Raw genomic sequence first — 26,692 nt, 5'->3', positions numbered from 1 at the left:
AACTTATTTTTTTAAAAAACTTAATTCCAATAACTTACTCAATGTCCTGAGATTTCTAGTGGTTGTTTGACAATTTAATTTTTTTTCAAAAAAGTTGTTATGAAGTTTTGTTTTCCCATACCCATTAGCAGCAAATAAGTAAATTACATTTTTAGTAATTATGAATTCTTCAGGGTCAAAAGATACCTTAGAAAGTTCTGCTGTCGCAAGAGAATTGGGCTGATTACATAAAAGCATGAAGTACATTTTTTTATCATCAATCTGGCCACTTTCCAGTCTTTTCACATAAGGGTTTTTCTGAAGAATTTCATTTAGCGTATCGTGAGTAATTATTAATACTGGTACATCAAAACCAAAACGTTTCTTGATTGCAGTTTGAATTTTGACCTCTAAAACTTCTATATCTTCTGAAGCATCCCTAAAAACAATATTTCCACTTTGGATGTATGTTACTACAGCACTAAATCCTAAGCTTTCCAGCATCTCTTTAAGATCGGCCATTTTCATCTTTTTATGACCACCAACATTGATCCCACGAAGTAAAGCAATATATGTATTCATTTATTTTGATGTAATAGCCTGAGCTGCAATATAACCACCTGTCCAGGCATTCTGGAAATTAAACCCTCCCGTTATAGCGTCTATATTTAAGACCTCTCCAGCAAAATATAAATTCTTATGTTTCTTACTTTCAAAAGTTTTAAAATTAATCTCTTTTAGATCAATTCCTCCTGCCGTAACGAATTCTTCCTTAAACGTACTTTTCCCATTTACCTTAAAAACACCTTTGGTTAGTTCTTCTGAAAGTTTGCTCAGTTGAGATTTATTGGTATCCGCCCATCGAGTTGTACTCTCAATACCAGAAGCTGTCACTAAACTTTGCCAAAGTCTTTTAGGCAGCTCAAACTGGGCGTATTTAGACACTTGCTGTTTTGGATTTTTATTTTTCAGAATTTTAAGTTCATTTAATACTTCTTCTGGAGAATAATCCTGTATCCAATTAACAATGATTTCAAAATTATATTGATAGGAATTCAATTCTATTGCTCCCCAAGCTGATAGTTTAAGAATCGCTGGACCACTCATTCCCCAATGAGTAATAAGCAACGGACCATCACTGGCTAATTTAGAATTCTTTACTTGAACGGAAGCATCCGTTGCTATTCCTGGCAAACCTTTAATTCTATTATCTTTTATATTAAAAGTAAACAACGACGGAACGGCATCGATAGTTTGATGATCCAAGGAATTAAGTTTTGTCCATATTTTAGGATTACTTCCTGTAGCGATCATCAGCTTTACAGTTTCAAAATTACCTTGACTTGTAATTACTTTCCAGATTCCTTTTTCTTGATAAAAATCTTTCACTGAATGATTCGTCAGAACCTGGATGCCTAATCGTTTGGTTTCTGATAAAAAACAATCTATAATCGTCTGTGATGAATCAGAAACCGGAAAGATTCTACCATCATCCTCTATTTTCAATTCCACACCACGATGATCGAACCATTCCATAGTATCCCCTGTCATAAAAGTATGAAAAGGTCCTTTTAGTTCTTTCTCTCCTCTTGGGTAATTCTTACTTAAATCATCAGGAATAAACTCTGCATGTGTTACATTGCATCGGCCTCCTCCAGAAATCCGGACTTTGGATAGCACTTCTTTTCCTCTTTCGAGAATAGCTATTTTCAGACTTGGATCTTTTTCTGCCACATTAATCGCAGTAAAAAATCCAGCTGCTCCACCACCAATTATTAAGAGATCATACTGCATTAAGCAAAATTAGGGAAATCTGTTATGATACCATCAATCTTCCAGGTTTTTGATGATGCTATCTTAGCGGTATCATTTACAGTCCAAGTATATACTTTATACCCTTTGTTTTTTGCCAAAGTGACTTCTTCTTTTTGTAAAGAATATATCGGTGGATGTACAGAAAATGCTTCTAAGGTTTCGGCTACATTTAGTATGGATGGGATGTTTTTTTCTGTTAGTACCCCTAATTTAAATGCCGAAGTTTTAAGTTTTATTTGAAATAACTGAGAATGATCAAAACTAGATAAGATGAAATGATCATAATCCCATTTAGAATCTTTGATTCTTTTTTCTAAAAGCTCTATAACAGGAATAGCCGTACCTATTCCTTTTAATTCTATATTAAGAGTACATTTAGCATTCACTACATCTAATACTTCATCAAGAGTGGGAATGCTATATCCTTCTCCAGTTTTATATCTTTTGAGCTCCTGTAAAGTGAATTCTGAAATCTTTCCTTTACCATTGGTTGTTCTTTGTAATGTTTCATCATGGATAACTATTAGTTCTCCCGATTTACATTTATGAACGTCTATTTCTATTCCGTCTACATTATACTTCAAAGCTTCTGCTATAGATTCTAATGTGTTTTCGGCAACCAATCCAGCTGCTCCACGATGTCCAAATATTTTCATTAATATACTATTGATTAAATCATATTTTCAGTAAACATTTACTGACCATTAATTATTTTCTTACCATTAGTTATGATATCCGAAAGAATTACTTGTGTTGATGGATTACCGTGTTCTGCTAATTTATCAATCACCTCCTGCAAATGTTCACTATCTCTTACTATAATCTTCATAATCAAGCAATTTTCTCCAGTAACCCTGCTACAATGTTCCACCTCCTCAAAGCGATCAATAATACTTATAAAATTGTGAAAATTTTTGCTCTCTAAACTCATCAGAATATATGCAGATACAGAAAAGCCTATTTTTTTGGTATCTATTAGTGTAGCATACTCTTTAATAACTCCTGTATTTTCTAATCGCTGTATTCGTTCACCGACAGCAGAGGCAGATAATCCAATCTGCCGTCCGATCTGAGCATATGAAGCTCTCGAATTATTTTTCAAAAACAGAAGTATTTTACTATCTAATTCATCTTTTATCACAATTCATTGTTTTAACACCAAAAAAAGCTCGATTCAAAGGAAACAACAATATAAATTGATTGAATCATCCTTCTTTTCTTAAGGGCATAAAGTTAAATTTACATTTCAAATTATAATAATATCTCATTGAATTATTTTTATTAAAAAAGAAAAAATGTTTGGAATCATAAATTTTGAAGCTTTTGTGCTTGCAGGAATTCTGCTAAACCTGACTCCAGGGGCAGACACAATGTATATCTTAGGAAGAAGTATTTCTCAAGGAAAAAAATCAGGGGTTTTATCCGCATTAGGTATATCAACCGGTGCCTTAATCCATTGTTTATTTGCCGCCTTGGGGTTATCTATTTTATTGGCAAAATCCGCAATAGCATTTAATATTATAAAATATGCTGGGGCTATATATTTATTATATTTAGGTATCCAACTTTTGCGATCTAAAAGCCAAAATAATCTCGAAATAGAAGAGCGTAAAACGTATAGAATAAATTATAGAAAAGTTTATTTATCGGGAATATTAACTAATGTATTGAATCCAAAAGTAGCATTATTTTTTCTTGCTTTTTTACCTCAATTTATAAATCCCGACTTTGCAGAAAATTATACTCCTTTCCTTATATTAGGTTTAACATTCGTAACTACCGGAACCCTTTGGTGTTTATTTCTTTCCTTTTTTGCAGCAAAATTATCTAACAGTATAAGACGTAATTACAAAATAAAACTATGGTTAGATAAATTCACGGGTAGTGTATTTATCATTTTAGGAATCAAATTAGCTTTTACAAAGCAGTAAATAAAAACGCAAAGTTATGAATATACTTGAGCAAATGCGTCTAGAACTATCAGAAAAGAAACTTTTTGACCAAGCCCGTAATTTTGCATTTAATTATATTGATAGGATTGAGGATATGGATGTTTTTCCATCAGAAGAAAACATAAAAAAATTAGACTTATTTGACGAACCACTTAAAGAAAAATCCTGCTCAGCCACAGAAATTATTAACCAATTACATAATTTTGGTTCTTCTGGAACTATTGCCCAAACCGGAGGCAGATATTTTGGTTTTGTAAATGGAGGTGCAGTCCCAGTATCATTAGGTGTAAAATGGTTGTCTGATGTTTGGGATCAATGCGGAGGATTATATCTTACTTCTCCTATTAATGCAAAATTAGAACAAATCTGTGAACAATGGCTTAAAACCATTTTTAAATTACCAAAAGAAACGGTCGCAGGCTTTGTTAGTGGAACATCTATGGCAAATCTATCTGGGCTTGCCGCTGCTAGATTTAGGTTGCTCAAGAATTTAGGATGGGATATCAATTTAAAAGGATTAAATGGTTCTCCAAAAATTAAAATTATTGCACACGAACAGATCCACGCAAGTATTAAGAAGACATTAGCGATGCTAGGTTTTGGTCACGAAAACATCACGTGGATTCCATCTGACAACCAAGGAAGATTTAATACAGAAGCATTACCTGAATTAGATGATCATTCTCTTATAATTTTACAAGCTGGAAATGCTAACACAGGATCTTTTGATGATTTCAATATCATATGCGACATTGCTAATAAAGCCGGTTCCTGGGTACATATTGATGGTGCCTTTGGACTTTGGGCCGCTGCTTCAAAATCACTTTCTTATCTCACAAATGGAATTGAAAAGGCTTCATCTTGGGCGGTTGATGGTCATAAAACATTAAATACACCTTATGATTCTGGGGTAATATTATGCAAAGATTCTGAAGCGCTTTTATCCGCTCTGCAAGCTACAGGAGAATATATTATCTATAGTGAACAACGAGATCCACTATTGTACACTCCAGAATTATCAAAACGCTCCAGAGGTATTGAACTATGGGCAACAATTAAGTATCTTGGAAAAACAGGAATTGATACAATGGTTACTACATTCCATATAAGAGCAAAACAACTCGAAAAAGGATTACAAACCATCGGTTTTAAAATACTTAATGATGTTGTTTTCAATCAGGTATTAGTAGCTTGTAAAAATGATCAACAAACAAATTTGGTTTTAAACTTTATACAAACATCTGGTCAATGTTGGTGCGGAGGATCTACTTGGCAAGGAAAAGTAGTAATCCGTATTAGTATCTGCTCTTGGATGACAAGTGAGAAAGACATCGAACAAACCATCGAAGTATTTGCTAAAGCCAAAAACCTATCCGAGAACAGACCTGCGGTTTAAAAAATCTATTAGTAAACCAATCATTTTCAGAACTAAAAAGCGTATCCGATCGTAAATGACAATATGGGTAACACGACATTATCTGTACGAGTTTGTCCATACCCTATACCTCCTTCAAAACCTAAATGAAGCCAATCGAAATATGTTCGCTGTATTCCATATGCTAATCCAATCACAGACAGATCACTTTCGTCTGTAAAAAGGTCTTCCTCATTACCTTCCAGATTCTCAAGAAAACTCTCTGTAAAATAATAAGTTCCTTTTAGAGCTATAAAATTACCACTGTTTTTGGAAATATTTTTACCTTTTTCTTGTCTTTGCTTCAGATTGTAATAGTATCTATATTGTCCATCAATTATCGGAAGAATCGCAAAATTAGTCTCTACGTTTCCATTAAAATCCTCACTAGATCCAATACCCCATAAAAAACCTGCATTTAATAATATAGTAGAGCTTTTAGTAACCCCAAATTCAACTTCTGCTCCTGGAGCTAAAAAATTTATTCGAAATTGTACTGGTTCTACCTTTGCCATATCCTGAGCAAAAGATGAATACACAAACAGACTACACACTAAAATAAAAATTACTTTTTTCATTGATTTGATTTTTTGAAGCCGCAAATATCCATAAAAAAACGTCTTAGAAAAACTAAGACGTTATTATTTTAAAAATACAGTCTTATTTAAAAGCGGCAATTCCTGTAATATCCATTCCTGTAATCAATAAATGAATATCATGGGTTCCTTCATAAGTAATCACACTTTCTAGATTCATCATATGCCTCATAATACTATACTCTCCAGTAATTCCCATTCCTCCTAGAATTTGTCTAGCTTCTCTAGCAATTTTTATCGCCATATCTACATTATTACGTTTTGCCATAGAGATTTGTGCTGTAGTAGCCTTTCCTTCTTCTCTCAAAACTCCTAATCGCCAAGCAAGTAATTGTGCTTTGGTAATCTCGGTAATCATTTCTGCTAGCTTCTTTTGCTGAAGTTGTGTTCCTCCAATGGGTTTATCAAACTGAATTCGTTCTTTAGAATAGCGCAAAGCTGTATCATAACAATCCATTGCTGCTCCAATTGCACCCCAGGCGATTCCAAAACGAGCAGAATCCAAACAACCTAAAGGAGCTCCCAATCCACTTTTCCCTGGCAAAAGATTTTCTTTAGGTACTTTTACATTATCAAAAATAAGCTCTCCTGTTGCCGAAGCACGGAGTGACCATTTATTATGAGTCTCCGGTGTGGAGAATCCTTCCATACCTCGTTCTACAACAAGTCCATGAATTCTTCCTTCTTCATTTTTTGCCCAAACCACTGCTATATCAGCAAAAGGGGCATTGGATATCCATAACTTAGCGCCGTTAAGCAAATAGTGATCTCCTTTATCTTTAAAATTGGTAGTCATCCCACCAGGGTTTGATCCGTGATCAGGTTCAGTTAACCCAAAACATCCCATAAACTCTCCTGATGCTAGCTTAGGAAGGTATTTATTTCGTTGTTCTTCTGTACCGTATTTCCAGATTGGATACATAACCAACGAAGATTGTACCGAAGCCGTAGAACGAACTCCAGAATCCCCCCTTTCTATTTCCTGCATGATCAATCCATAGCTAATCTGATCTAATCCAGCTCCACCGTACTTTTCTGGAATATAAGGACCAAAAGCTCCTATCTCTGCTAATCCTTTAATAATTTGATTTGGAAACTCTGCGCGTTGGGCATATTCTTCAATAATAGGAGACACATCTCGTTTTACCCAACTGCGAGCAGCATCGCGAACTAACTTATGCTCATCTGTTAAGAGTTCATCTAAATTATAATAATCTGGTGCTTCAAAAAGATCAGGCTTCATTATATTTTCTATTTATGTTTTATACTATTTTCAAAATCATGGTGATTAAACCGGTAACAAATGTAATTAATGAAAAAAGAGCAACCAATTTTTTTTGACTTCTTAAAATATTATATAAAACACTGAGGATCTCTAATACTTGGAATATTTGATGGTAATGCCACTCATAACAGAAATATACTTAGACTTAAATTTATAGAAACTTGTGGACAAATTCCGCATTTGGAAATTGATTTCTACACATTTTAGATACTCTTAACATTATTAATACTTTGTTTAAAAACCTGATTTAAAGCTATTTAATCCTTTTTTCTTCATTAAAAACCATCTGGCACAATTATTCCTTTTAGTTAAACAACGAAATAAAGAATAATTAAAACCTAAGAACAAAATGAAAAATTTATTTGTATTACCAGTAGTAGCTTTTGGACTTTTATTAGGAACACAAAGTATCAATGCACAAGAATTGTCTTCTGATGAAACAGTAGAAGTTACTGCTCAGGAAAAATATATTGAGTTAGCTGTTGAAAACTTACCACAACCAGTGCTTGACGCTGTAGCAAAAGATTTTGCTGGAGCAACTATTAGTAAAGCTGCTGCTAAGGAAGATGCTTCTGAGTTTAAATTAGAACTTACTAAAGAAGATGGAGAAACAGTAGAAGTGCATTGTGACGCTGAAGGTAATTGGGTTGCTAAAGACTAATTACTGTAAAAATCTTAAGAGTGTTAATTTATAGAAATATAAATTAAACTTCGTAGAGTGATTGAATTTGGAGAAAAGGAGCGTTATAGTATAATGCTCCTTTTTTTATATACTCACCTTACATCTTAAGGTAAAACTCCTTTGTCAATTCGATATACTCTTTCGTATATTGAAGCCTAGTTTTTTCTATAATCAATTCTTCTGATTCAAAATCGGATTGATCAAATCCGAATAATAACATACTTCTTTTAATTTCTGAAGAAGGATTTCCCTTAACTCTGGTAATTTTTTGAGGATATAATCCTACTCTTTTTGCGATATCTATAGCATTATTTTCTTCTTTATAAGGGAGTATAACCGCAAATCTTCCATTTTCTGATAGTAAATGAGAGGCTCCTACAAAAAGGTGTTCAAAAGGTAGCGAATCTTCAAACCTAGCTGCATCACGACTTGCATCAGCTGTTTTGTAATCATCTGTATAAAACGGAGGATTACTAATTAGTAAGTCATATTCGTCATCTATCTCCTGGAAAAATTCCTGAAAAGAAGCGTGGTAGCAAAACAATCGATCTCCCCAATCCGAGGCTTCAAAATTTTCTACCGCTTGCTCATACGCATCATCATCAATTTCTATAGCATCTATAGTATCTACATAAGATCGCTGAGCCATCATCAATGCTATAACTCCTGTTCCCGTACCTATATCCAGAATTGAATTTATCTCATTGGATAACGGAACCCAAGAACCTAGCAAGACCCCATCTGTGCCTATCTTCATAGCACAACGGTCCTGGTGTATTGTAAATTGCTTAAACTGGAATGGTTTAGACATGTTCTAAAGGTAAAGATCTATCAATCCTTCTGGAGTATTTACAAAAACGGTCTTAGTATCTCTATCCACCTTATCTATAAATTCATCATTCATCGGTATTAAAATCTCAATACCATTACGATCAATCTCAAAAAGCGCCTGTGCTGTACTATCATTAATATGTTTAATGACACCTACCTCTCCAAAACTATTGTCTATAATTTTAAAACCTATCACTTCATGAAAATAGAATTTATTTCCTTCAAGTTTAGGTAAAAGATCGATGGGCAGATATATTTCTGCTTTCATCAGATCATCCGCATCTTCTTCTGAATCTACGTCTTCAAATTTCACGCGAAGCAAATCACTTTTATGAAGTGAACTTTTTTCAATAAAAAATGGAACCAAATTTTTATTATAATTAATAAAAACTGATTCCATTTTCACATAACTTTCAGGTTCGTCAGTGTCAAGTTTTATCAACACTTCGCCCTTAAAACTAAATTTGCTTACGATTTTGCCTAGATAGAAGCAATCTTCTTTCTTCATCGTCAGTAATGCAACTATTCTTCCTCGTTGCTAGCTTCTTCAGTTGCTTCTGCTTCTGTAGCATTAGCGGCAGCTTCTTCTGCTTTAGCAGCTGCTTCTGCTTCCGCAGCATCAGCTTCACGCTTAGCATTCACTTCTTTTTCTGCAGCAAGTGCTTTTGCTTTAGCATCAGCTTCTGCTTTAGCTAAAGAATCTTTCTTAGCACCAACAGATCCTTCTTTTTCCTGAACCCAAGCATTGAATTTTTCTTCAGCTTGTTCTTCAGTCAAAGCACCTTTTCTTACACCTCCAGTAAGGTGATTTTTTAGCATCGCTCCTTTATAAGAAAGGATAGCTCTAGCTGTATCAGTAGGCTGCGCTCCATTTTGTAACCATTTTACGGCACCATCAACATTTAAGTCTATAGTCGCTGGGTTAGTGTTTGGATTGTACGTACCGATTTTTTCTAAAAACTTACCATCTCTTTTTGCTCTAGCATCCGCTGCTACGATCCAGTAAAAAGGTTTTCCTTTTTTACCGTGTCTCTGTAATCTTATTTTAACAGACATATGAATTAATTTTTGGGTACTCGACCCCGATTATAATTAAGTGCGCAAATGTAATCATTTTTAACAAATTAGCGCTAAAATGATTTGCCTTTATGATCTATTACAAAATCTTTTAAGTTTCAAATTCTAAAACAAGGTTCTAATATGTAGAATTTGCATATTTATAAATAAGTGTAAAAACTTACTTTAAATAAACAAAAACAAGTTTTTTGTGTATTTCATCGGTGTTTTTTATCCTTAATCGTTGAAAATTGTGTTTTTTATCGGAAAAAAATTGTTTTCTTAAGATTTTCATTATATGTTTGTACCAGAACATCTAATTATAGTTTTTTCCGTAATTAGATTTTTAAAGCCCCAAACGTATGATTAAAAAAATTACCCCACTATTGGCAGTAGTCTGCCTAATTTTTAATTCTTGTACAGACGATGTGGAATTTAACACACCAGGATTACAGGCTACAATCGACGGAAAATTATTCAGACCTGATATCAGAAAAGCTATTATTCACGATGATGGTACATTAGTCATCGTCGGAAACACTGGCACAGAATCAATAAATTTTTCCACTTCTTCTACTGACATTGGAACTTATAGACTAGAACAACAAGCTATTAACAAAGTTAGTTTCGAAGAGGATGATGTAAAATTTATCTCAGAAGACGGAGTAAGTAACGGACAGATAGTTATTACAGAAATTTATAATAATAGTGTTTCCGGTAATTTCTATTTTGAAGACTTAAAAGGTAGTAATGGAAGATCTATGAGCTTCAAGAACGGATGGTTTTATAGATTACCTATAGAAAATTTTGTTCCTCAACCAGAAGAGGAAGAAGAAGATCCTGAAATTATTATAAACGTTGAAGAGGAAGAAGAAGATCCTGAAATAAACCCATGTCTTCTTAATGCATCTCTAACTGCTATGATTAATGGCAACCCAATGATTACAGATGATCACGACGCAATTCCATTTGGAGTAAACAACCCTTCTATTTTTATCAAAGCAAGTAACGATGATGAAGAAATAGAGATTGTTTTCCCTATAAATGTTACTGTTGGAACACATTCCCTAACGGGGTCTGGAGATTATAGTGCTACTTATAGTTTATATAATGACAAGGCATCTGCAGTATCAGGAAGACTTACAATAACTTTTCACGATACTGAAACCAAATGTATTAGTGGTAGCTTTGAATTTACCACAACAAGCGGAATAGTTGTCACCGAAGGATTATTTGAATACGGATATTAAAATCACAACTCAACTATAATTCGAAAAGCGTTCACCAATAATATTGTTGAACGCTTTTTATTTTTTAAAGGATTTGTCGATATTTACAGAGTTCATCAGAATAGCATAAGATTCTTTTCAAGTACTTTATAACCTAATATAGCAGTAATTATGATTCGGCGAGGTAGTAGTTATACCTATAAACTCATAAACAAATCAAATAAAGACTTATTAAGTATAATCTACAACCAACGCCGAACATAACTCCTTTTCACTTTTTACCATTTTAATCAAGCTTAAGTTCCATCTGAATATTACAGCGTTCATATGGAGTAGGATGACCAACAACCCTTTTGAATCCTAATTTTTGATACAGATTGATCGCAGGAGCTAATACAGTATTACTCTCCAGATAAATTTTCTTTGCATTTAAGAACCTTGATTTTTCAATAATTGCTTTCCCTAAAATCCAGCCTATCCCTTTTCCTTTAGCTTCAGAAGAGACAGCCATCTTTGCTAATTCAAAATCATATTTGGACTCTTGCATTTTTATCAATGCACACACTCCAACAGCCTTATTTTTATACAAAGCAATTAAAATATAACCTCCTTTATCCAATATATACTCTTTAGGATGTTCTAGTGCTTTTCGGTCAGTCTCCTCCATCTTGAAATAATGATTTATCCATTCTTCATTTAGCTGTCTAAATGTTTGTCGATATTTTTCTTCATAAGGTATGATTTCAACGTTATAAGATTCTCGTTTTTTCTTCTGCTCAATAACTCTTTTTAGTAAAGACTTTTCATCTAATAAAAATTCAAACTCTCCGATGGCATTCCACATATTATGTTTTGTTTGCACTAAAATATCATCTACAGCACTCTTTACATCAAAGCATTGATTCTCCATTTTTAACGCCAGACTCTTTCCTTTAGAAGTAAGCTTTATATTATTTTTTCTACCATCATTTTTATCTTTCTGTTCAGAAATAATTCCATCCTGAGACATTTCTCTAACTATTTTGCTAACAGAAGGATGAGAATGCCCTATTTCTTTAGCAATCGCTGTAATTGATTTTTCATTATTTTGTGACAAAACATAAAACACAGGAAACCATTTTGGTTTTAAACCAACTCCATACAATTCATATACTTGTCTCGCATCTTCTGTTATTCGTTCACTTAACATCCTTAACCTGCTGCCAATTGCCATTGTACCTATAGTATCAAAAAAAGTCATATCTAAATCTATTTACGTAACTGATTACGTAAATATATTATTTTATTTATTTATTTCAAAAAACAAAATCCTTAAATTAAAAATGCAGCGTATTCTCAATGGTTAATAATTCTGAATAACTTTTAATCAATCAACTTATCATTTTAGTTATTTTTGGAGATCACTTCCACTGGAAGATTGAACTTTCTCGAAACTGATCTTTTTATGTACTTAATTTTTGACACCGAAACAACAGGTTTACCTAAACGTTGGGATGCTCCAATAAGCGACACAGACAACTGGCCAAGATGTATCCAAATCGCTTGGCAGTTACACGATGAAATGGGGAACTGTGTAGAGCACGAGGATTATTTGGTAAAACCCGAAGGGTTTAACATTCCTTATGATGCAGAAAAAATTCACGGAATTTCTACCGCATTAGCAGATCAGGATGGTATTACATTAACAGAAGTTTTAGAGAAATTCAATATTGCGCTTTCCAAAACCAAATTCGTTGTAGGTCAGAACGTAGGGTTTGATATTAACATTATGAGCTCTGAGTTTTACAGGCTTGGTATTGATAATCAGCTGCAGGAACTGCCTGTTCTAGATACCTGTACAGAAACTACGGCTAGTTTATGTCAGATTCCCGGTGGTCGTGGAGGAAAATTTAAACTCCCTACATTAACCGAACTGCACGAATATCTTTTTGGAACAGCATTTGGCGAAGCACATAATGCCACTGCGGATGTAGAAGCTACTACCCGATGTTTTTTGGAATTGATCCGTAAACAAATTTTCACACAGGAAGAACTAGATGTTCAACCAGATTATTTCCAAGATTTTAAAGAAAAAAATCCAGCACCTATACAATTAATAGGTCTAAAGCATATAAATCTTAAAAAGGCCTCACAAAAAATCCAAGAGGCTTTGGATCAACAAGGCAGCTCTAATATTTCTCAGCAAGAGATCAAAAAAAATATTGCCGCCCTTGATTCAGTTAACTTTGCACATCTTCACAATCATACTCAATTTTCGGTTTTGCAATCCACTACGAGTATTCCTGATTTGGTAAAAGAAACAGCTAAACACAAAATGACAGCTGTTGCTATGACGGATCATGCAAATATGATGGGGGCTTTTCATTTCGTATCGGCAGTTACTAATCATAACAAAAGTGTAAAAGCAGCTAATGAAGAAGCTCTAGAAAATGGAGAGGAACCTACAGGAGTAGAAATAAAACCAATTGTTGGTTGTGAATTTTTTGTTTGTGAAAATCATAAAGACAAATCCAGAAAAGACAACGGTTATCAAATCGTACTGCTCGCTAAAAACAAAAATGGATATCATAATCTAGCAAAAATGTCTTCTATCGGTTTTGTTGATGGGTTCTATTACCTGCCTAGAATTGATAAAGAGGTGATTAAACAATATAAGGAAGACATTATAGTGCTTACTGGAAATCTTTATGGTGAAGTTCCAAGCAAAGTATTAAATATAGGAGAAAAACAAGCTGAAGAAGCATTGCTCTGGTGGCATCAGGAATTTGGTGATGACCTGTATATAGAAATTATGCGTCACAACCAAGAAGATGAAAATCGTGTAAATCAGGTCTTAATTAATTTCTCTAAAAAACATAATATTAAAACCATCGCTTCTAATAACACGTATTATTGTGAAAAAGAAGATGCCAACGCCCATGATATTCTTTTATGTGTAAAAGATGGAGAAAAACAAGCTACACCAATAGGACGCGGAAGAGGGTATCGATACGGTTTACCTAATCAAGAATACTATTTTAAGTCGTCTGAGGAGATGAAAAATCTATTCAAAGATCTTCCAGAAGCGATTATTAATATTCAGGAGGTTGTTGATAAAATAGAACCTTTTGTACTAGCCAGAGATGTATTATTACCAGCCTTTGATATTCCCGAAGAGTTTCAATCCGAGGAAGACAAAGTTGATGGTGGTAAAAGAGGAGAAAATGCTTACCTAAGACATATTACTTATGAAGGCGCCAAAATACGATACGGAGAAATTACTCCTTCTATTGATGAACGACTTGATTTTGAATTAAAAGTAATCGAAAAAACGGGATATCCAGGATATTTCTTGATTGTAGAAGATTTTATACGAGCAGCAAGAGATATGGGAGTTTCAGTAGGTCCTGGACGTGGATCCGCAGCAGGGTCGGCAGTTGCCTATTGCTTATGGATTACCAATCTTGACCCTATAAAGTATGATTTACTTTTTGAGAGATTCTTAAATCCAGATCGTGTGAGTATGCCCGATATTGATATTGATTTTGATGATGAGGGACGTGGACGTGTAATGGATTACGTAATTGAAAAATATGGATCAAATCAGGTAGCACAGATCATTACATATGGTACTATGGCAGCAAAATCTTCTATACGAGATACTGCGCGAGTTTTAGATCTACCACTTGGTGATGCGGATAGAATAGCCAAGTTAATTCCTAATATGTCTAAATTAGGAAAGATATTTGGTGTAGATGAAGCTACTTTAAAGAAGAAATTTAGAAGCGATGAATTAGAAAAAGTAAACGAGCTACTCAATATTGCCGAAGGAAGTGATCTGGAAGCAGAAACACTAAATCAGGCAAGAATATTAGAAGGCTCTGTTAGAAATACAGGAATTCACGCTTGTGGTGTAATTATTACGCCAGATGATATTACCAAATTCGTCCCGGTTGCTTTAGCCAAGGACTCGGATATGTACTGTACACAGTTTGACAACTCTGTTGTGGAAGATGCAGGACTACTAAAAATGGATTTCCTGGGATTAAAGACATTAACTTTAATCAAAGACACCGTAAAAATTGTAAAAGCTAAACATGATGTAGATCTTGATCCAGAGAATTTTCCACTAGATGACGAAGAAACCTATGCATTGTTCCAGAGAGGAGAAACGGTAGGAGTTTTCCAATATGAATCTCCTGGGATGCAAAAATATATGAAGGAATTAAAACCTACTGTTTTTGCAGATCTTATCGCGATGAATGCTTTGTATCGTCCTGGTCCTTTAGAATATATTCCAAGTTTTATTAACAGAAAACACGGAACCGAAGAAATTATTTATGATCTTGAAGCTTGTGAAGAATATCTAAAAGAGACTTATGGAATCACGGTATACCAGGAGCAAGTAATGCTATTATCACAGAAACTTGCAGATTTTACTAAAGGTGAAGCGGATGTACTTCGTAAAGCGATGGGTAAAAAGCAAAAAGCCGTTTTGGACAAAATGAAGCCAAAATTTATTTCACAAGCTTCGGCCAAAGGGCATGCAGAAGAAAGTCTGGAAAAAATATGGAAAGACTGGGAAGCTTTTGCAGCTTATGCCTTCAACAAATCTCACTCTACTTGTTATGCTTGGATAGCCTATCAGACCGCATACCTAAAAGCACATTATCCTGCGGAATACATGGCTGCGGTGCTTTCTAATAATATGAATGATATCAAACAGGTTACTTTCTTTATGGAAGAATGTAAACGTATGAAATTAGATGTATTAGGCCCTGATGTTAACGAATCCTATAGAAAATTCTCTGTAAACAAGAATGGTGCGGTTCGATTTGGGATGGGAGCTATCAAAGGTGTTGGTACCGGAGCTGTTGCAACCATCGTAGAAAACAGAAAGGAAGATGGACACTATAAATCTATTTTTGATATGGCAAAACGTATTGATTTACGAGCCGCCAATAAAAAAGCATTTGAAAGTTTAGCACTAGCCGGTGGTTTTGATTCTTTTTCCGAAACACATAGAGGTCAATACTTTCATCAAGATGGAGATGGGGTTACATTTCTTGAGAAAGCGATGAAATATGGATCAAAGTATCAGGAAAATGAAAATTCCTCTCAAGTAAGTTTGTTCGGGGAGGCCAGTGATGTCCAGATTCCTGAGCCTGTAGTCCCTCCCTGCGAGGAATGGGGAACTATGGAAAAACTAGCCCGAGAAAAAGAAGTAGTTGGTATTTATCTTTCAGGCCATCCATTAGATGATTTTAAATATGAAATGAAATATTTCTGCAACGGATCACTTCTTAATTTTGCAGACTTAGAAAACAACTTAAATAGAGAAATCTCATTTGGAGGTGTAATCACTGGTGTAGAACATCGCACCTCTAAAAATGGAAAAGGATGGGCTATTTTTAGTATAGAAGACTATAATACTGCACACGAATTTAGAATTTTTGGAGAAGACTATTTGAAACATAGACCTTTCTTGGTACAAAGTACATTTGTATACGCCAAAGCCTTTATAAAAGAAGGGTGGGTAAATAGAGATACCGGAAAAAAAGGTGACCCAAGAATACAGTTCAATAGCTTTCAATTACTACACGATGTGATGGAGACCTACGCCAGAAAGTTAACTATTCAGTTAGATATTAATGACCTTTCTGATAAGAGAATTGACGGACTTAAAGAATTATTAACAGAGCATTCAGGGAATCACACCTTAAACTTTGTAATATTTGAAATGGCTGAAAAATTAAAATTACATATGCCTAGTAGAAAACAGAAAGTTAATATTTCTCCAGAATTATTGACCGCCCTTGAAAATGATTCTGTGTATTACAAATTGAATTAAAATTTTAAATTAATTTCTAGAACAAAATAGATTATTACTAGATTTTCTATGTAGATACAGACTCTACAATTTACACCTATAAAAAAGACAAAAGTATTTACTTCATATGTTAGTTATCTAACATATGTGAAATTTTCACACGCTCTTAAAAAGTGAGAAAATATAATAATTATTTGTTAAAAACATAATCTTTCAAAATTATTTTTTTTCTTATAAAAAATTGTAATATTCTAAAAATCAGTTATTTAAAATCAAATCTAAAAATAAAGAAAACAATATCCTCTTTATTTTTAGATTCCTCTTTGTAAGTACAAAATATCGATATCGTCTCAAACTATGTAAGATCTTAAGACCCTTATTTAAACGATTGGCCGATTGTTTTCCTATTTACTTTTTCAGAATATAACTATTAAAAACACAAAAAATGAAAAATTTTAAAACTATACTTTTAGGTATTTTCACTATCTCATTATTTATAGCCTGTAGTGCGGATGACACTGTAATTACAGAAGATCCATTAGCAACCAGTGAAACGGCAGAAGATGCCTTAGAAAGAGAAGCTCAATCCAAAGGATTCTTTCAATCGTTAAAAGCTTTAAAAGAAGCTAAAATCTTGTTAAGCAGCATTCGTAAAGATGGAGGGATCCCATATAATGTATTTAATCCTGCGCTTAGATTTACAGAAGCACAAAATGTTTTTTTACCGAGTGTTCTAGGTATTGATTTTAGGATAGATAGGTCTGTCGTTCCAGCTGGACCTACTGCTAGATTTCCAATGTTTCAGGGATGGGAAACCTTACCTGATGGAAATCTTAGAAAAGGATACTATGTAATAACAGAAGCATCAGACAGATTTATGGCTAAAAAATTAGGAGTTATTTTTTCTCCTAGAATGGCTGCATCAGTAGGATCAGGAGGAGAACAAAAAGCATATTTTAATCGAAATGGTAGATTAGTTTTTGAAGGATCCGTAGATTTTTCTCCTAAAAGATCTTTAGTAGCGGGAGCTCCAGATGGTTTGTTATTTGGTTTCCCTCCAGCAGAAGCTAATCCCGGAGCAATAGCAGACTCTAAATGGTCATCATATGTAGTATTACCAAGTGGAGTAGTTGTAAATGCTCAATTAGTGGCGAACAGTACCGGTATTCACGATAGAATTCCAAATCCGAATGGAAACAGCATCGAAGATCAAGATGATTTAAACAATCCTAACTTAGCTATTAATCAAGCCTCTGTAGTAATGCAACTCTTAGATGGGTGGCAAGATGGTAAACCTTATTACTTTCATATAGTTACAGATACGTCCGATCCAGGACCTGCTACTATAGAGCTAGGAGTGTTTGCACCAAGGCTTGCTAACTTACCGACATTTGGATTATTCCCTGGAGGTTCTATGCTACCTTTTAGTCCTACAGCAAATGGTAGAACAACGGATACAGATGGTTTTGGAGTACAAGGTTTAAATACCGCTTCTTTAAGTGATCAACAAGTACAGGACCCAACGAACACCTTCCCTATTGATCCTAGAGATGAAAGATATGCGCCAATGTGGGATGCACACGTAACTGAGTTTACAGTTCCAGAATCTGATCGTCCAATCTTAAGAAGTTTTGATCAAGTAAATCAACTTCTAGAAGAAGGTATTTTAATCCCTTTCAGAGGAAATGCTAACCCTAGTCCATTAGCAAATTCTTTGTCGGATTTACTAACAGCTACAGGCGCGATTATAAACTGCCCTGTAATTACACAACCAGACGCAAGTGTTATAGGTAGTCAAATTGGAATACCATTAAATAACTAAAAAGAAGATTGAAGAATAAACTATTTTGTTTGTCTTTAATTTCAATATCAAAAAGCTTCGACTATTATTTGTTGAAGCTTTTTTTTATATAGTTAAAAGTGTAAATTCAGAATAACTCAATCAAAAAAACTCAGTGCCCAATCCTCAGCCTCATCGAGTTCTTTAAAAAAAGTAAAGGCTTCATTCCACAATGGTTGCTCCTGCATAGCTCTTTTTATTTCTTCAGGATTTTCAGAAACAATAGCAAAACCAATCATATTTTTTAGTATTCGTCCGTTGTAAACATTTAGATCTATATCGTGAGGATATTTCCTATGCGTAATAAACACGAACTTCTTCCCTTTATAATACGCTTCAAGATGATCCGTGATTTCTTTTGACGTTTCCATAGTAATAGCAGAATCTACTTTCATTACTAAAATAGCATAGGACTCTTTAAAAACAAGATTACAATATGACAGTTCTATTTCTTTCATTCTGTTAATTACAGATGTAAATATAATGTTAATTTTAAAAAATAAATTGAATTAATCGTATATCAATTCTATCCTAAACCACAAATGAAATTATTAATCCGTTAAAGAATTATTGTTAGCCGGAATAATTTAATATTATATTTGGTATCAGGAAATCCAATAACCCCATAGTCAAAACAAATATTATGACTGTAAGCTTTGGGAGAATTATTGACTAATTTTGTGAAATTAAAAATGAATAAGAATTTAAATAATAAATAACTATGGCATTAGAAATAACAGATGCTACTTTTGATGAAGTGGTACTTAAAAGCGATAAACCTGTATTAGTTGATTTTTGGGCAGCATGGTGTGGTCCTTGTAGAATGGTAGGTCCAATCATTGAACAAATCAGTGAAGAATATGACGGAAAAGCCGTTGTAGGTAAAGTTGATGTAGATGCTAACCAAGAATTTGCTGCTAAATACGGTGTAAGAAATATTCCAACTGTTCTAGTTTTCCAAAACGGTGAGGTAGTTGGTCGTCAAGTTGGTGTTTCTCCTAAAAATGTATATGCAGAAGCTCTTGATTCATTGATCTAAGAATTGGTATAACAAACAAAAAAGGGTTGACGGATTGTCAACCCTTTTTTTATATAAAATAGATTAGTTATACGTATATTGTTTGCATAATATTAATTCCATAGCCCTTTAATAATCAAGAAGGATGATGAATATCCAAAATGAAATAAATAAAACCGGAGGTTTCACAAATCTGGAGCTTTTAGCTAAGCAAGTAGTGGAGGGATTTATTTCCGGGATGCATAAAAGTCCTTTCCATGGTTTTTCTGCAGAATTTGCAGAACATAAAGTATACAACAATGGTGAGAGCACAAAACATATTGACTGGAAACTCTATGCTAAGACAGATAAACTATTTACTAAGAGATATGAAGAAGAGACCAATCTGAGATGTCACATTATTATTGATAATTCTTCTTCTATGCATTATCCCGAAGTGAAGGAACATCATTTAGGGTCACTAAATAAAATTAGTTTTTCTGCACTGGCCACAGCTTGCTTAATGAATATCCTAAAAAAGCAGAGAGATGCAATCGGTCTGAGTATCTATAGTGATACCTACGATTATTATACTCAGGAAAAAGGTAGTGAAAGACACCATCAAATGCTTTTAAGCAAGTTAAGTCAAATTGTAACCTCTACACCTGATACAAAAAATACGGATACCTATAAATTTTTGCATCAGATAGCAGAAAAAATTCATCGTAGATCATTAATATTCCTGTTTACAGACATGCTACAAGCTACATCAAGTCCTGAAAAACTATTTGAAGCGTTAAGGCATCTCAAATACAATAAACATGAAGTAGTATTGTTCCATACTTTTGATAGTACCAAAGAGTTAAATTTTGACTTTAGTAATCGCCCTACTCGATTTATCGATGTAGAAACTGGTGAACATGTAAACTTATACGCTGATAATATCAAAGAAAACTATCAGAAAGCTGTTTCATCTTATTTTTATGATCTTAAATTAAAATGTTCTCAGTATAAAATAAAATATGTAGAAGCCGATGTTACAAAAGATTTTGATAAAATCTTAACCACGTATTTGGTTGAGAGGCAGAAATTTGTATAAAATCGAAAAAAATAACTCAAAAAAAATCGAAAAAACATTTGTGAGTATTAAAATGAGGTGTATATTTGCATCCGCAATAAGGCAATGGTCTGGTAGTTCAGTTGGTTAGAATACCTGCCTGTCACGCAGGGGGTCGCGGGTTCGAGTCCCGTCCAGACCGCAAAATTGCAAAAGCTTCAACTACCATTGAAGCTTTTTTTTGCAATTAACGAAGTTGTGTTGTCCCACGCCTGTTGCGTGGGTGGTTTAGTAAACCAATGAGAAGCTTTTCCTGAAAATGGAGAGGCTTTTTTTAATTTAAGAAGATTATCAATTTAAAAAAAAACTGCAATACCAAAAAGTATTGCAGTTTCAACTTGGATTTATAACGGATCAAGACCAACCCGTTATTACGACTGCGAAATCAGAAATATTCTAAGATCATAATTTCCCATGCCTAGTTACCCATATCAGTGATAATAGGATCAAATATAAGTGCATCTGGTTCAGTATCTACTTCACCACCACCATAGTAATTATCTTCTCCTTTGATAGCCGATAAATTATCCAGTTTAGAGGTTGAAAACTTTTCTAAGAACAATTTTGTTTGTTCTGAATTTAGATTTTGTTTTTTCATAATATAATTATATTTAAAATTTAGCATTAATGTTTGTAAGAACAGAAATGTTACCCCCTCTCTTTTTTAAATAAATTTAAAAACCTCATTATAGGCTTATGATAGAAATTGCCAGATTGTTTATGAATTGTATTAAATTTTACGTTCAATCAAGTAATGTAATTTCAAAATGTAGTATTAATCTTACTTTTTAATCAAAATTATGAATTAATAATGTTAAAATGACATTATTTTACGATAAAATACACAAAAAGTTTGGTGGTTACGAGTTTTGTAGTATCTTTACAAAGTGAGTTTTAATTTTAGATTAAGCCCCTAAATTAAGATGATTTGTGTGAAGAAAAAGAGCGTGGAGACGCTCTTTTTTGTTTGTCTATATATTTCAGGAAAAACAATTACATTTTTAATATCTAAAGAACTGTTTTAAAATAGTTCTCCCCAATATTCCCAAACCTTGTTCACATATAAAATAATAAAAGCAATAGAAACTACAAATTTCACAAAAGTGCCGGCAAGAAACCCTAAAAATGATCCAAAAGCAGCTTTTAACGCTTTAGAAGAATCATTACTATCCTTAATCAACTCACCGATAAAAGCGCCTGCAAAAGGACCAATAATAATACCAAAAGGCCCTAAAAATAACAAACCAATAATAAGTCCAATAGAACTACCAATCATCCCATATTTTGTTCCTCCAAAGCGTTTTGTCCCCCATGCTGGAACAATATAATCCAATACCCAAACTAACACCGCAATTCCTAATGTAATCCCCAAAAAAGTCCAATTTTGAGGAATAACATCTGCGAAATGAAGTATTAATAAACCAATCCAGGATGTTAACGGTCCCGGCAATACTGGTAGAAAACTACCAATAATACCAATAAGACATAAAATAAAACCAATAATTACTAATGCTATATCCATAGTAACTCATTAGACTCAGAATATTGTTTTTTGTTACGGTTAAATAAAATATTACTCACCATAATAATTAAACTTTAGGTAACATCTAAAGGTGATAGACAAATTATTTTTGTTAGAGCAAGTATAAACTTTTAAACAACTAATCTACCCTCCAAAATCATGAAACAGTTTCTGAAAGTTATCCCTATTTTACTAATCGGATTTAATTCCTATGCGCAAAACAAACCTACTACGACTAGATGTAAAGACAAAACCATAGAACGTGTTCGAAAACATTGCGTCTGTAATGATATTGAAACATACGTAAAAGAAAACTACAATATTTTATCTGTATCTTCCTATGCCCAATCTGGTCTGAATCGTATTTATGTAAGATTTAATATTATTAATGAAGGAAAAATTAGTAATATACAGGTTAAAGGGTCATCACCAGAATTAGAAAAAGAAGCTTTTAGAACTTTACAGTCCTTTCCTGATATTATTCCTGCTACTTCTGTATCAGAAATTAATATAGATCCCCAAGATTTTTACAATATATTGATTCAGTTTGAGATTAAAAACACCATCACTAACCTATAATTCAAAATCTCTAAACCGTTTCAATACGCACTAAAAGAACTTTACAAAAAAAATCTTCTAAAAAAGAATACTATTTTTTTAACTAAAAACTTAGTTAAAATAAAAAAATACCTATATTTGTCATTCAACTAAAATATTAGTTGAATGAATTTAGTTATAGCTTAAATAATATTGGGGTCGTCAATCTGAGTCTACTTTTTTCTCTAAATAGACTCAGAATTGACATGATTCTCTAATAATTTTAAAATAAAAAACATGTTCCATTACCTACTTCAAGTTCTAATATTTCAGCTTTTATTTCTTGTTATATATGATGTTTTACATAAAAAAGATACCTTTTTTAATTGGAACCGATTGTATCTGCTTGCTGTTCCATTTCTATCTTTAATATTACCATTCATAGAAATTGATTTTTTAAATTCAAGCTCAGCAGAAACTTATGTATTGAATATAGAGAGAACTATTATAGCTTCTACCAAAACTATTATCCCCAACATAAATCAAACTGAAGCCATCTCAAAAATGTCTACTCAATCAGTTAATTGGTGGATAGTAATATATTTTATAGGGATCATTGTTAGCTTTATTCTTCTTATTCTAAAATTTCATAAACTACATATTCTGAGAAATGTTTCTAACATTACCAGAGCATTTGACAAAAGAATTGTAGTACTCTCCAATAGTTCCCACGCATTTTCATTTTGGAATACCATCTTTTTAGGCGACTCCTTAACAGAAGAAGAAAAGAAGAATATCATTTCACACGAGCTAGTTCATGTAAATCATAAACATACCATCGATCAAATAAGTATAGAAATATTAAAGATATTACTATGGTGGAACCCGCTGATCTATATTTACCAAGCACGGATCACCTTACTTCATGAATACATCGCAGACTCCGTTACCATTAGTAAAGTCAATCAAAGAAACTATATAGAACAACTACTTAATGCTGCTTTTCAGACAGAAAAAATAACATTCATTAATCAATTTTTCAATCAATCATTAATCAAAAAACGAATACTTATGTTACAAAAGTCCCAATCAAAATCTATTGCAAAATTTAAATACCTACTTCTAATACCAGTAATTACAGGTATCCTAACCTACACTTCTTGTAAAGATACAGATAACGCTAAGTTAACAGATGCTAAAGAAAGAATACAATCAAGCAATCAGTCTGATTGTCTAAATAAAGATTCTAAATACGATTACACATTAGATAACTACTTAAAAGTAACCAACGGAAAACATGCTAATATCATTGCGAAAATAGTTTCTTTAAAAACGTCAGAAGTTATCAGAAAAGCTTTTATAACCAGATCTCAGACTTACTTCATAAGAAATATTCCTGAAGGAGTTTATCGTATAGATGTAATTTATGGAGAAGAGTATGCAGAAAAAGACGTTGATGGTTCTTGTATAGGCTTCCTTAAAAAAGAAGTATTATTTGAACAAGGACAAGATATCCTTGATTTTACAGCTATTGTAACAAATAAGGGGAAACACGTTCCTTCATATTCTTTAGATATAGATTTACTCCCTGAAAATTTACAAAACAAAAATGGTCATTCTCTGGAGACAATTAACAAGAGCGGAGACGAAAAAAGTCTCGAAGTTGCTCAAAAACTTACAGAACAGTATCGTAATAAAATATCGCCAAGAGCCAATGAAATCTCTAAGAAAGAGGCAGAACCTTATTGCGCAAATCAAGGAGATACCAAATACGATTATAAAATTGACAACTATTTGAAATTTACCAGTGGGAAAAATGCCGACATAATTGTTGACATCGTTTCCAATGAAAATTCTAAAGTGGTAAGAACACTATATTTACCTAAAAACACAGATTATTATGCTCGAAATATTCCTGGTGGAATATATCATTTGAGAATTGTTTATGGAGAGGGTTATCAAGAAAACTCAAAAGATGGGAAATGCGAACTTTCTTTCAGAAAGAAATTAATGGAAGAAAAAGGAGCGGATATTCTAGACTTTAATGTGATTACAAATGCAAAAGGCATTAATGTACCTTCTTATTCGATTACATTAGATATGTAAGAAGAACAAAAAAATTGATAAGACAAGCAAACTATTAATATTAAAAGATATGCTTCAATACATAGTTCAAACCATATTATTTCAGCTAATATTTTTATTAGCGTATGATCTATTTCATAAAAAGGAGATCTTTACATATTAAAAATTCAATAATAAACTAGACGTAACACACACCATATAATTTAATAAATGAAGCAACTCACCAAGGCAGAAGAAGAAGTAATGCAACTCTTATGGGAGCTCGGAGAAGGAAATGTAGCCGCTATTATTGATAAAATGTCGGAACCAAAACCTGCATACAATACAATTTCTACGATTATTAGGATTCTGGAAAACAAAGAATTTGTTTCTCATCGTAAAGAAGGTAAAGGATACGTGTATTTTCCATTAGTTAAAAAAGAAGAGTATAGTAATCAATCCTTAAACAAGTTAATGAATAATTACTTCAATGGGTCTTTTAGAAATATGGTATCCTTTTTTGTAAAGAAAAACGATATGAATATCGAAGATCTGGAAACGATACTTAAAGAAATTAATAAAGAAGATAATAGTAACCCATAATCCATTAAAATTTTTATAAAGAGGGTATTTGTGAGAAAACAATAGTGACAGCAAAATTAGAAAAAGCTATTAAAACAAATAAAAAGATGCTAAAAAGAAATAATCTTGTAGATCTATCAAACTATTGCTTTCTAACTACAATTACATCAACCTTCTGAATAAAAAACTTTAATTTTATGCGCTTAGAAATACATCACGTATTTTTACAGCGAATAAAATTATCAATGATTAAAAGGGTTTATTATATATCTATTTTGATTTTCACAGTATGTTCCTGTGATAATTTGATTGTTAAAAAAGAGAATAGCGAACAGGTGTTAAAACAAATGTGGAGCGAAATTGATAAAAACCAAGTCGACGAACCTCCATTATTTAAAGCTTGTAGGCATGTATCTCAGGATGAGCTGGAACTTTGTTTTCAAAAAACTATAAATGAACAAGTTGGTGATTATCTAGCGAATCATATAATTACTGTAAAACAGGCTATTAATGACACTGTCTGGATTCCATTATTGATTACTAAAGATGGAGAAATTAAGCTCGAAGATTTTTTAACCCCCGATATAATTGCTTCTCAGGTTCCTGATTTTAGAGACATCTTAGAAGAAAGTATTGATAATCTTCCAGAAATAGAACCTGCTCATACTCGAAGCACTCCTGTGACAACACGATATAAACTTCCACTTGTAATTCGCATCAATTAAGAACCACTTCTTATTCTTAAATCCTTAGTTTTGTAAAAATTCATTGTTAGTTGGAAAGCGAAAAAATAATATTAGGTATTGATCCTGGAACCACCATTATGGGGTTTGGATTGATTAAAGTGGTGAAGAAAAAAATGTCTTTTTTACAACTTAATGAGCTACAGCTTAGTAAATATGATGATCATTATCTAAAATTAAAACTAATCTTCGAACGAACTGTTGAACTCATAGACACCTATCATCCAGATGAAATAGCTATCGAAGCACCGTTTTTTGGTAAAAATGTCCAATCTATGTTAAAGCTTGGTCGTGCTCAAGGAGTAGCGATGGCAGCTGGATTAAGCAGAGAGGTACCCATTACTGAATACTCTCCAAAAAAAATAAAAATGGCCATTACCGGTAATGGTAATGCTAGTAAAGAACAGGTCGCAAAAATGCTACAAAGTCTTTTAAAATTAAAAACATTACCTAAAAACCTGGATTCTACCGATGGATTAGCAGCGGCAGTTTGTCATTTTTACAATATGGGCAGAGCTAATATAGTTGGTAAAAGTTATACTGGTTGGGAAGCTTTTGTAAAACAAAATGAAAAGAGAGTGAAAAAGTAATTAAGAATTACGAATTTTGATTTCAGAATTAGAATCGTACATCATAACTCTA

At 33.0% G+C, this 26,692-nt stretch carries 26 protein-coding genes and 1 tRNA gene; 14 read left to right on the top strand and 13 right to left on the bottom strand.

Annotation, left to right across the window (positions count from 1 at the left end; translation table 11 throughout):
* Positions 1 to 3 precede the first annotated feature (3 nt).
* The 4 genes from D1818_RS16875 to D1818_RS16860 are packed head-to-tail and all read right to left on the bottom strand — an operon-like array spanning position 4 to position 2,935.
* Complete coding sequence (locus D1818_RS16875) at positions 4 to 561, bottom strand: DUF1697 domain-containing protein (RefSeq protein WP_118460144.1); 558 nt, start codon at positions 559 to 561, stop codon at positions 4 to 6.
* Complete coding sequence (locus D1818_RS16870) at positions 562 to 1,773, bottom strand: NAD(P)/FAD-dependent oxidoreductase (RefSeq protein ID WP_118460143.1); 1,212 nt, start codon at positions 1,771 to 1,773, stop codon at positions 562 to 564.
* Positions 1,773 to 2,450: a glycerophosphodiester phosphodiesterase family protein gene (locus D1818_RS16865; protein ID WP_233558545.1), complete on the bottom strand. Its 678-nt coding sequence runs from the start codon at positions 2,448 to 2,450 to the stop codon at positions 1,773 to 1,775. Before D1818_RS16865 ends, D1818_RS16870 begins: the two co-directional genes overlap by 1 nt.
* A 38-nt stretch (positions 2,451 to 2,488) precedes the next feature.
* Positions 2,489 to 2,935, bottom strand: coding sequence for an Lrp/AsnC family transcriptional regulator (locus D1818_RS16860; RefSeq protein ID WP_118460141.1), 447 nt, complete (start codon positions 2,933 to 2,935; stop codon positions 2,489 to 2,491).
* Between the two features lie 154 nt (positions 2,936 to 3,089).
* On the opposite strand from D1818_RS16860, the gene D1818_RS16855 reads away from it, so the two are divergent.
* The gene (locus tag D1818_RS16855; protein WP_118460140.1) at positions 3,090 to 3,725 is read left to right on the top strand and encodes a LysE family translocator; all 636 of its coding nucleotides are present in this window, start codon (positions 3,090 to 3,092) and stop codon (positions 3,723 to 3,725) included.
* A 16-nt stretch (positions 3,726 to 3,741) separates the two neighbouring features.
* On the top strand, positions 3,742 to 5,142 hold the full coding sequence (locus D1818_RS16850; RefSeq protein WP_118460139.1) for an aminotransferase class V-fold PLP-dependent enzyme: 1,401 nt from the start codon (positions 3,742 to 3,744) through the stop codon (positions 5,140 to 5,142).
* A gap of 32 nt (positions 5,143 to 5,174) precedes the next feature.
* Here D1818_RS16850 and D1818_RS16845 read toward each other — a convergent pair whose 3' ends face one another.
* Positions 5,175 to 5,738: a hypothetical protein gene (locus tag D1818_RS16845; protein WP_118460138.1), complete on the bottom strand. Its 564-nt coding sequence runs from the start codon at positions 5,736 to 5,738 to the stop codon at positions 5,175 to 5,177.
* 82 nt (positions 5,739 to 5,820) lie between these two features.
* Complete coding sequence (locus D1818_RS16840; RefSeq protein WP_118460137.1) at positions 5,821 to 6,999, bottom strand: acyl-CoA dehydrogenase family protein; 1,179 nt, start codon at positions 6,997 to 6,999, stop codon at positions 5,821 to 5,823.
* Positions 7,000 to 7,390: 391 nt separating this feature from the next.
* Between D1818_RS16840 and D1818_RS16835 the strand changes: the two genes are divergently transcribed.
* Positions 7,391 to 7,702, top strand: coding sequence for a hypothetical protein (locus D1818_RS16835; protein WP_118460136.1), 312 nt, complete (start codon positions 7,391 to 7,393; stop codon positions 7,700 to 7,702).
* Between the two features lie 118 nt (positions 7,703 to 7,820).
* On the opposite strand, the gene D1818_RS16830 is transcribed toward D1818_RS16835, so the two are convergent.
* The 3 genes from D1818_RS16830 to D1818_RS16820 are packed head-to-tail and all read right to left on the bottom strand — an operon-like array spanning position 7,821 to position 9,610.
* Entirely contained in the window at positions 7,821 to 8,534 is a 714-nt protein-coding gene (locus D1818_RS16830) for a tRNA1(Val) (adenine(37)-N6)-methyltransferase (RefSeq protein WP_118460135.1), read from the bottom strand.
* A 3-nt stretch (positions 8,535 to 8,537) separates the two neighbouring features.
* Entirely contained in the window at positions 8,538 to 9,062 is a 525-nt protein-coding gene (gene rimM / locus D1818_RS16825; RefSeq protein ID WP_118460134.1) for a ribosome maturation factor RimM, read from the bottom strand.
* 14 nt (positions 9,063 to 9,076) lie between these two features.
* A complete protein-coding gene (locus D1818_RS16820) occupies positions 9,077 to 9,610 on the bottom strand; it encodes a 30S ribosomal protein S16 (RefSeq protein WP_118460133.1) in 534 nt (177 codons plus the stop codon).
* Positions 9,611 to 9,972: 362 nt separating this feature from the next.
* Between D1818_RS16820 and D1818_RS16815 the strand changes: the two genes are divergently transcribed.
* The gene (locus D1818_RS16815; RefSeq protein ID WP_118460132.1) at positions 9,973 to 10,860 is read left to right on the top strand and encodes a DUF6252 family protein; all 888 of its coding nucleotides are present in this window, start codon (positions 9,973 to 9,975) and stop codon (positions 10,858 to 10,860) included.
* A 265-nt stretch (positions 10,861 to 11,125) separates the two neighbouring features.
* Here D1818_RS16815 and D1818_RS16810 read toward each other — a convergent pair whose 3' ends face one another.
* Positions 11,126 to 12,079, bottom strand: coding sequence for a bifunctional helix-turn-helix transcriptional regulator/GNAT family N-acetyltransferase (locus D1818_RS16810; protein ID WP_118460131.1), 954 nt, complete (start codon positions 12,077 to 12,079; stop codon positions 11,126 to 11,128).
* Positions 12,080 to 12,283: 204 nt separating this feature from the next.
* Here D1818_RS16810 and dnaE point away from each other — a divergent pair, with 204 nt between their 5' ends.
* Entirely contained in the window at positions 12,284 to 16,669 is a 4,386-nt protein-coding gene (dnaE, locus tag D1818_RS16805; RefSeq protein WP_118460130.1) for a DNA polymerase III subunit alpha, read from the top strand.
* Between the two features lie 424 nt (positions 16,670 to 17,093).
* Entirely contained in the window at positions 17,094 to 18,470 is a 1,377-nt protein-coding gene (locus D1818_RS16800; RefSeq protein WP_233558546.1) for a hypothetical protein, read from the top strand.
* A gap of 116 nt (positions 18,471 to 18,586) precedes the next feature.
* Here D1818_RS16800 and D1818_RS16795 read toward each other — a convergent pair whose 3' ends face one another.
* Complete coding sequence (locus D1818_RS16795; protein ID WP_118460129.1) at positions 18,587 to 18,946, bottom strand: hypothetical protein; 360 nt, start codon at positions 18,944 to 18,946, stop codon at positions 18,587 to 18,589.
* Positions 18,947 to 19,209: 263 nt separating this feature from the next.
* Between D1818_RS16795 and trxA the strand changes: the two genes are divergently transcribed.
* From trxA to D1818_RS16780, 3 genes are all read left to right on the top strand, one after another.
* On the top strand, positions 19,210 to 19,527 hold the full coding sequence (gene trxA, locus D1818_RS16790) for a thioredoxin (protein ID WP_027394894.1): 318 nt from the start codon (positions 19,210 to 19,212) through the stop codon (positions 19,525 to 19,527).
* 127 nt (positions 19,528 to 19,654) lie between these two features.
* Positions 19,655 to 20,584 carry a DUF58 domain-containing protein gene (locus D1818_RS16785; RefSeq protein ID WP_118463849.1) on the top strand — a complete coding sequence of 310 codons (930 nt, stop codon included), beginning with the start codon at positions 19,655 to 19,657 and terminating at the stop codon, positions 20,582 to 20,584.
* Between the two features lie 86 nt (positions 20,585 to 20,670).
* Positions 20,671 to 20,744 (top strand) — tRNA-Asp (locus D1818_RS16780).
* Positions 20,745 to 21,020: 276 nt separating this feature from the next.
* Here the strand turns inward: D1818_RS16780 and D1818_RS16775 are convergent.
* Positions 21,021 to 21,227, bottom strand: a complete 207-nt coding sequence (locus D1818_RS16775; protein ID WP_147406130.1) for a hypothetical protein — start codon at positions 21,225 to 21,227, stop codon at positions 21,021 to 21,023.
* Positions 21,228 to 21,623: 396 nt separating this feature from the next.
* The gene (locus D1818_RS16770) at positions 21,624 to 22,124 is read right to left on the bottom strand and encodes a DUF456 domain-containing protein (RefSeq protein WP_118460127.1); all 501 of its coding nucleotides are present in this window, start codon (positions 22,122 to 22,124) and stop codon (positions 21,624 to 21,626) included.
* Between the two features lie 159 nt (positions 22,125 to 22,283).
* On the opposite strand from D1818_RS16770, the gene D1818_RS16765 reads away from it, so the two are divergent.
* The 5 genes from D1818_RS16765 to ruvC all read left to right on the top strand — a co-directional run bounded on the left by D1818_RS16765 (position 22,284) and on the right by ruvC (position 26,640).
* A complete protein-coding gene (locus D1818_RS16765; RefSeq protein ID WP_118460126.1) occupies positions 22,284 to 22,703 on the top strand; it encodes a hypothetical protein in 420 nt (139 codons plus the stop codon).
* Between the two features lie 255 nt (positions 22,704 to 22,958).
* Positions 22,959 to 24,767, top strand: a complete 1,809-nt coding sequence (locus tag D1818_RS16760; RefSeq protein WP_118460125.1) for a M56 family metallopeptidase — start codon at positions 22,959 to 22,961, stop codon at positions 24,765 to 24,767.
* A 189-nt stretch (positions 24,768 to 24,956) separates the two neighbouring features.
* Positions 24,957 to 25,328 carry a BlaI/MecI/CopY family transcriptional regulator gene (locus D1818_RS16755; RefSeq protein ID WP_118460124.1) on the top strand — a complete coding sequence of 124 codons (372 nt, stop codon included), beginning with the start codon at positions 24,957 to 24,959 and terminating at the stop codon, positions 25,326 to 25,328.
* Positions 25,329 to 25,504: 176 nt separating this feature from the next.
* Complete coding sequence (locus D1818_RS16750; RefSeq protein WP_118460123.1) at positions 25,505 to 26,032, top strand: hypothetical protein; 528 nt, start codon at positions 25,505 to 25,507, stop codon at positions 26,030 to 26,032.
* 50 nt (positions 26,033 to 26,082) lie between these two features.
* The gene (gene ruvC, locus D1818_RS16745) at positions 26,083 to 26,640 is read left to right on the top strand and encodes a crossover junction endodeoxyribonuclease RuvC (protein WP_118460122.1); all 558 of its coding nucleotides are present in this window, start codon (positions 26,083 to 26,085) and stop codon (positions 26,638 to 26,640) included.
* Positions 26,641 to 26,692: the final 52 nt, after the last annotated feature.

Source organism: Aquimarina sp. BL5, assembly GCF_003443675.1.
Classification (GTDB): domain Bacteria; phylum Bacteroidota; class Bacteroidia; order Flavobacteriales; family Flavobacteriaceae; genus Aquimarina.
Note: the sequence above shows the minus strand (reverse complement) of the source record. Positions and strands in the feature narration are given on the sequence as shown.

What these genes read in the sequence shown, in the direction of transcription:
- D1818_RS16845 (WP_118460138.1), bottom strand. Translation starts at nt 5,738, where the DNA reads ATGAAAAAAGTAATTTTTATTTTAGTGTGTAGTCTGTTTGTGTATTCA.
- D1818_RS16755 (WP_118460124.1), top strand. Translation starts at nt 24,957, where the DNA reads ATGAAGCAACTCACCAAGGCAGAAGAAGAAGTAATGCAACTCTTATGG.
- trxA (WP_027394894.1), top strand. Translation starts at nt 19,210, where the DNA reads ATGGCATTAGAAATAACAGATGCTACTTTTGATGAAGTGGTACTTAAA.
- D1818_RS16765 (WP_118460126.1), top strand. Translation starts at nt 22,284, where the DNA reads ATGAAACAGTTTCTGAAAGTTATCCCTATTTTACTAATCGGATTTAAT.
- D1818_RS16820 (WP_118460133.1), bottom strand. Translation starts at nt 9,610, where the DNA reads ATGTCTGTTAAAATAAGATTACAGAGACACGGTAAAAAAGGAAAACCT.
- D1818_RS16800 (WP_233558546.1), top strand. Translation starts at nt 17,094, where the DNA reads ATGAAAAATTTTAAAACTATACTTTTAGGTATTTTCACTATCTCATTA.
- D1818_RS16870 (WP_118460143.1), bottom strand. Translation starts at nt 1,773, where the DNA reads ATGCAGTATGATCTCTTAATAATTGGTGGTGGAGCAGCTGGATTTTTT.
- D1818_RS16810 (WP_118460131.1), bottom strand. Translation starts at nt 12,079, where the DNA reads ATGACTTTTTTTGATACTATAGGTACAATGGCAATTGGCAGCAGGTTA.
- D1818_RS16840 (WP_118460137.1), bottom strand. Translation starts at nt 6,999, where the DNA reads ATGAAGCCTGATCTTTTTGAAGCACCAGATTATTATAATTTAGATGAA.
- D1818_RS16830 (WP_118460135.1), bottom strand. Translation starts at nt 8,534, where the DNA reads ATGTCTAAACCATTCCAGTTTAAGCAATTTACAATACACCAGGACCGT.
- D1818_RS16750 (WP_118460123.1), top strand. Translation starts at nt 25,505, where the DNA reads ATGCGCTTAGAAATACATCACGTATTTTTACAGCGAATAAAATTATCA.
- D1818_RS16760 (WP_118460125.1), top strand. Translation starts at nt 22,959, where the DNA reads ATGTTCCATTACCTACTTCAAGTTCTAATATTTCAGCTTTTATTTCTT.
- D1818_RS16785 (WP_118463849.1), top strand. Translation starts at nt 19,655, where the DNA reads ATGAATATCCAAAATGAAATAAATAAAACCGGAGGTTTCACAAATCTG.
- D1818_RS16815 (WP_118460132.1), top strand. Translation starts at nt 9,973, where the DNA reads ATGATTAAAAAAATTACCCCACTATTGGCAGTAGTCTGCCTAATTTTT.
- D1818_RS16770 (WP_118460127.1), bottom strand. Translation starts at nt 22,124, where the DNA reads ATGGATATAGCATTAGTAATTATTGGTTTTATTTTATGTCTTATTGGT.
- D1818_RS16795 (WP_118460129.1), bottom strand. Translation starts at nt 18,946, where the DNA reads ATGAAAGAAATAGAACTGTCATATTGTAATCTTGTTTTTAAAGAGTCC.
- D1818_RS16775 (WP_147406130.1), bottom strand. Translation starts at nt 21,227, where the DNA reads ATGCTAAATTTTAAATATAATTATATTATGAAAAAACAAAATCTAAAT.
- D1818_RS16850 (WP_118460139.1), top strand. Translation starts at nt 3,742, where the DNA reads ATGAATATACTTGAGCAAATGCGTCTAGAACTATCAGAAAAGAAACTT.
- D1818_RS16835 (WP_118460136.1), top strand. Translation starts at nt 7,391, where the DNA reads ATGAAAAATTTATTTGTATTACCAGTAGTAGCTTTTGGACTTTTATTA.
- D1818_RS16865 (WP_233558545.1), bottom strand. Translation starts at nt 2,450, where the DNA reads ATGAAAATATTTGGACATCGTGGAGCAGCTGGATTGGTTGCCGAAAAC.
- D1818_RS16875 (WP_118460144.1), bottom strand. Translation starts at nt 561, where the DNA reads ATGAATACATATATTGCTTTACTTCGTGGGATCAATGTTGGTGGTCAT.
- D1818_RS16855 (WP_118460140.1), top strand. Translation starts at nt 3,090, where the DNA reads ATGTTTGGAATCATAAATTTTGAAGCTTTTGTGCTTGCAGGAATTCTG.
- rimM (WP_118460134.1), bottom strand. Translation starts at nt 9,062, where the DNA reads ATGAAGAAAGAAGATTGCTTCTATCTAGGCAAAATCGTAAGCAAATTT.
- dnaE (WP_118460130.1), top strand. Translation starts at nt 12,284, where the DNA reads ATGTACTTAATTTTTGACACCGAAACAACAGGTTTACCTAAACGTTGG.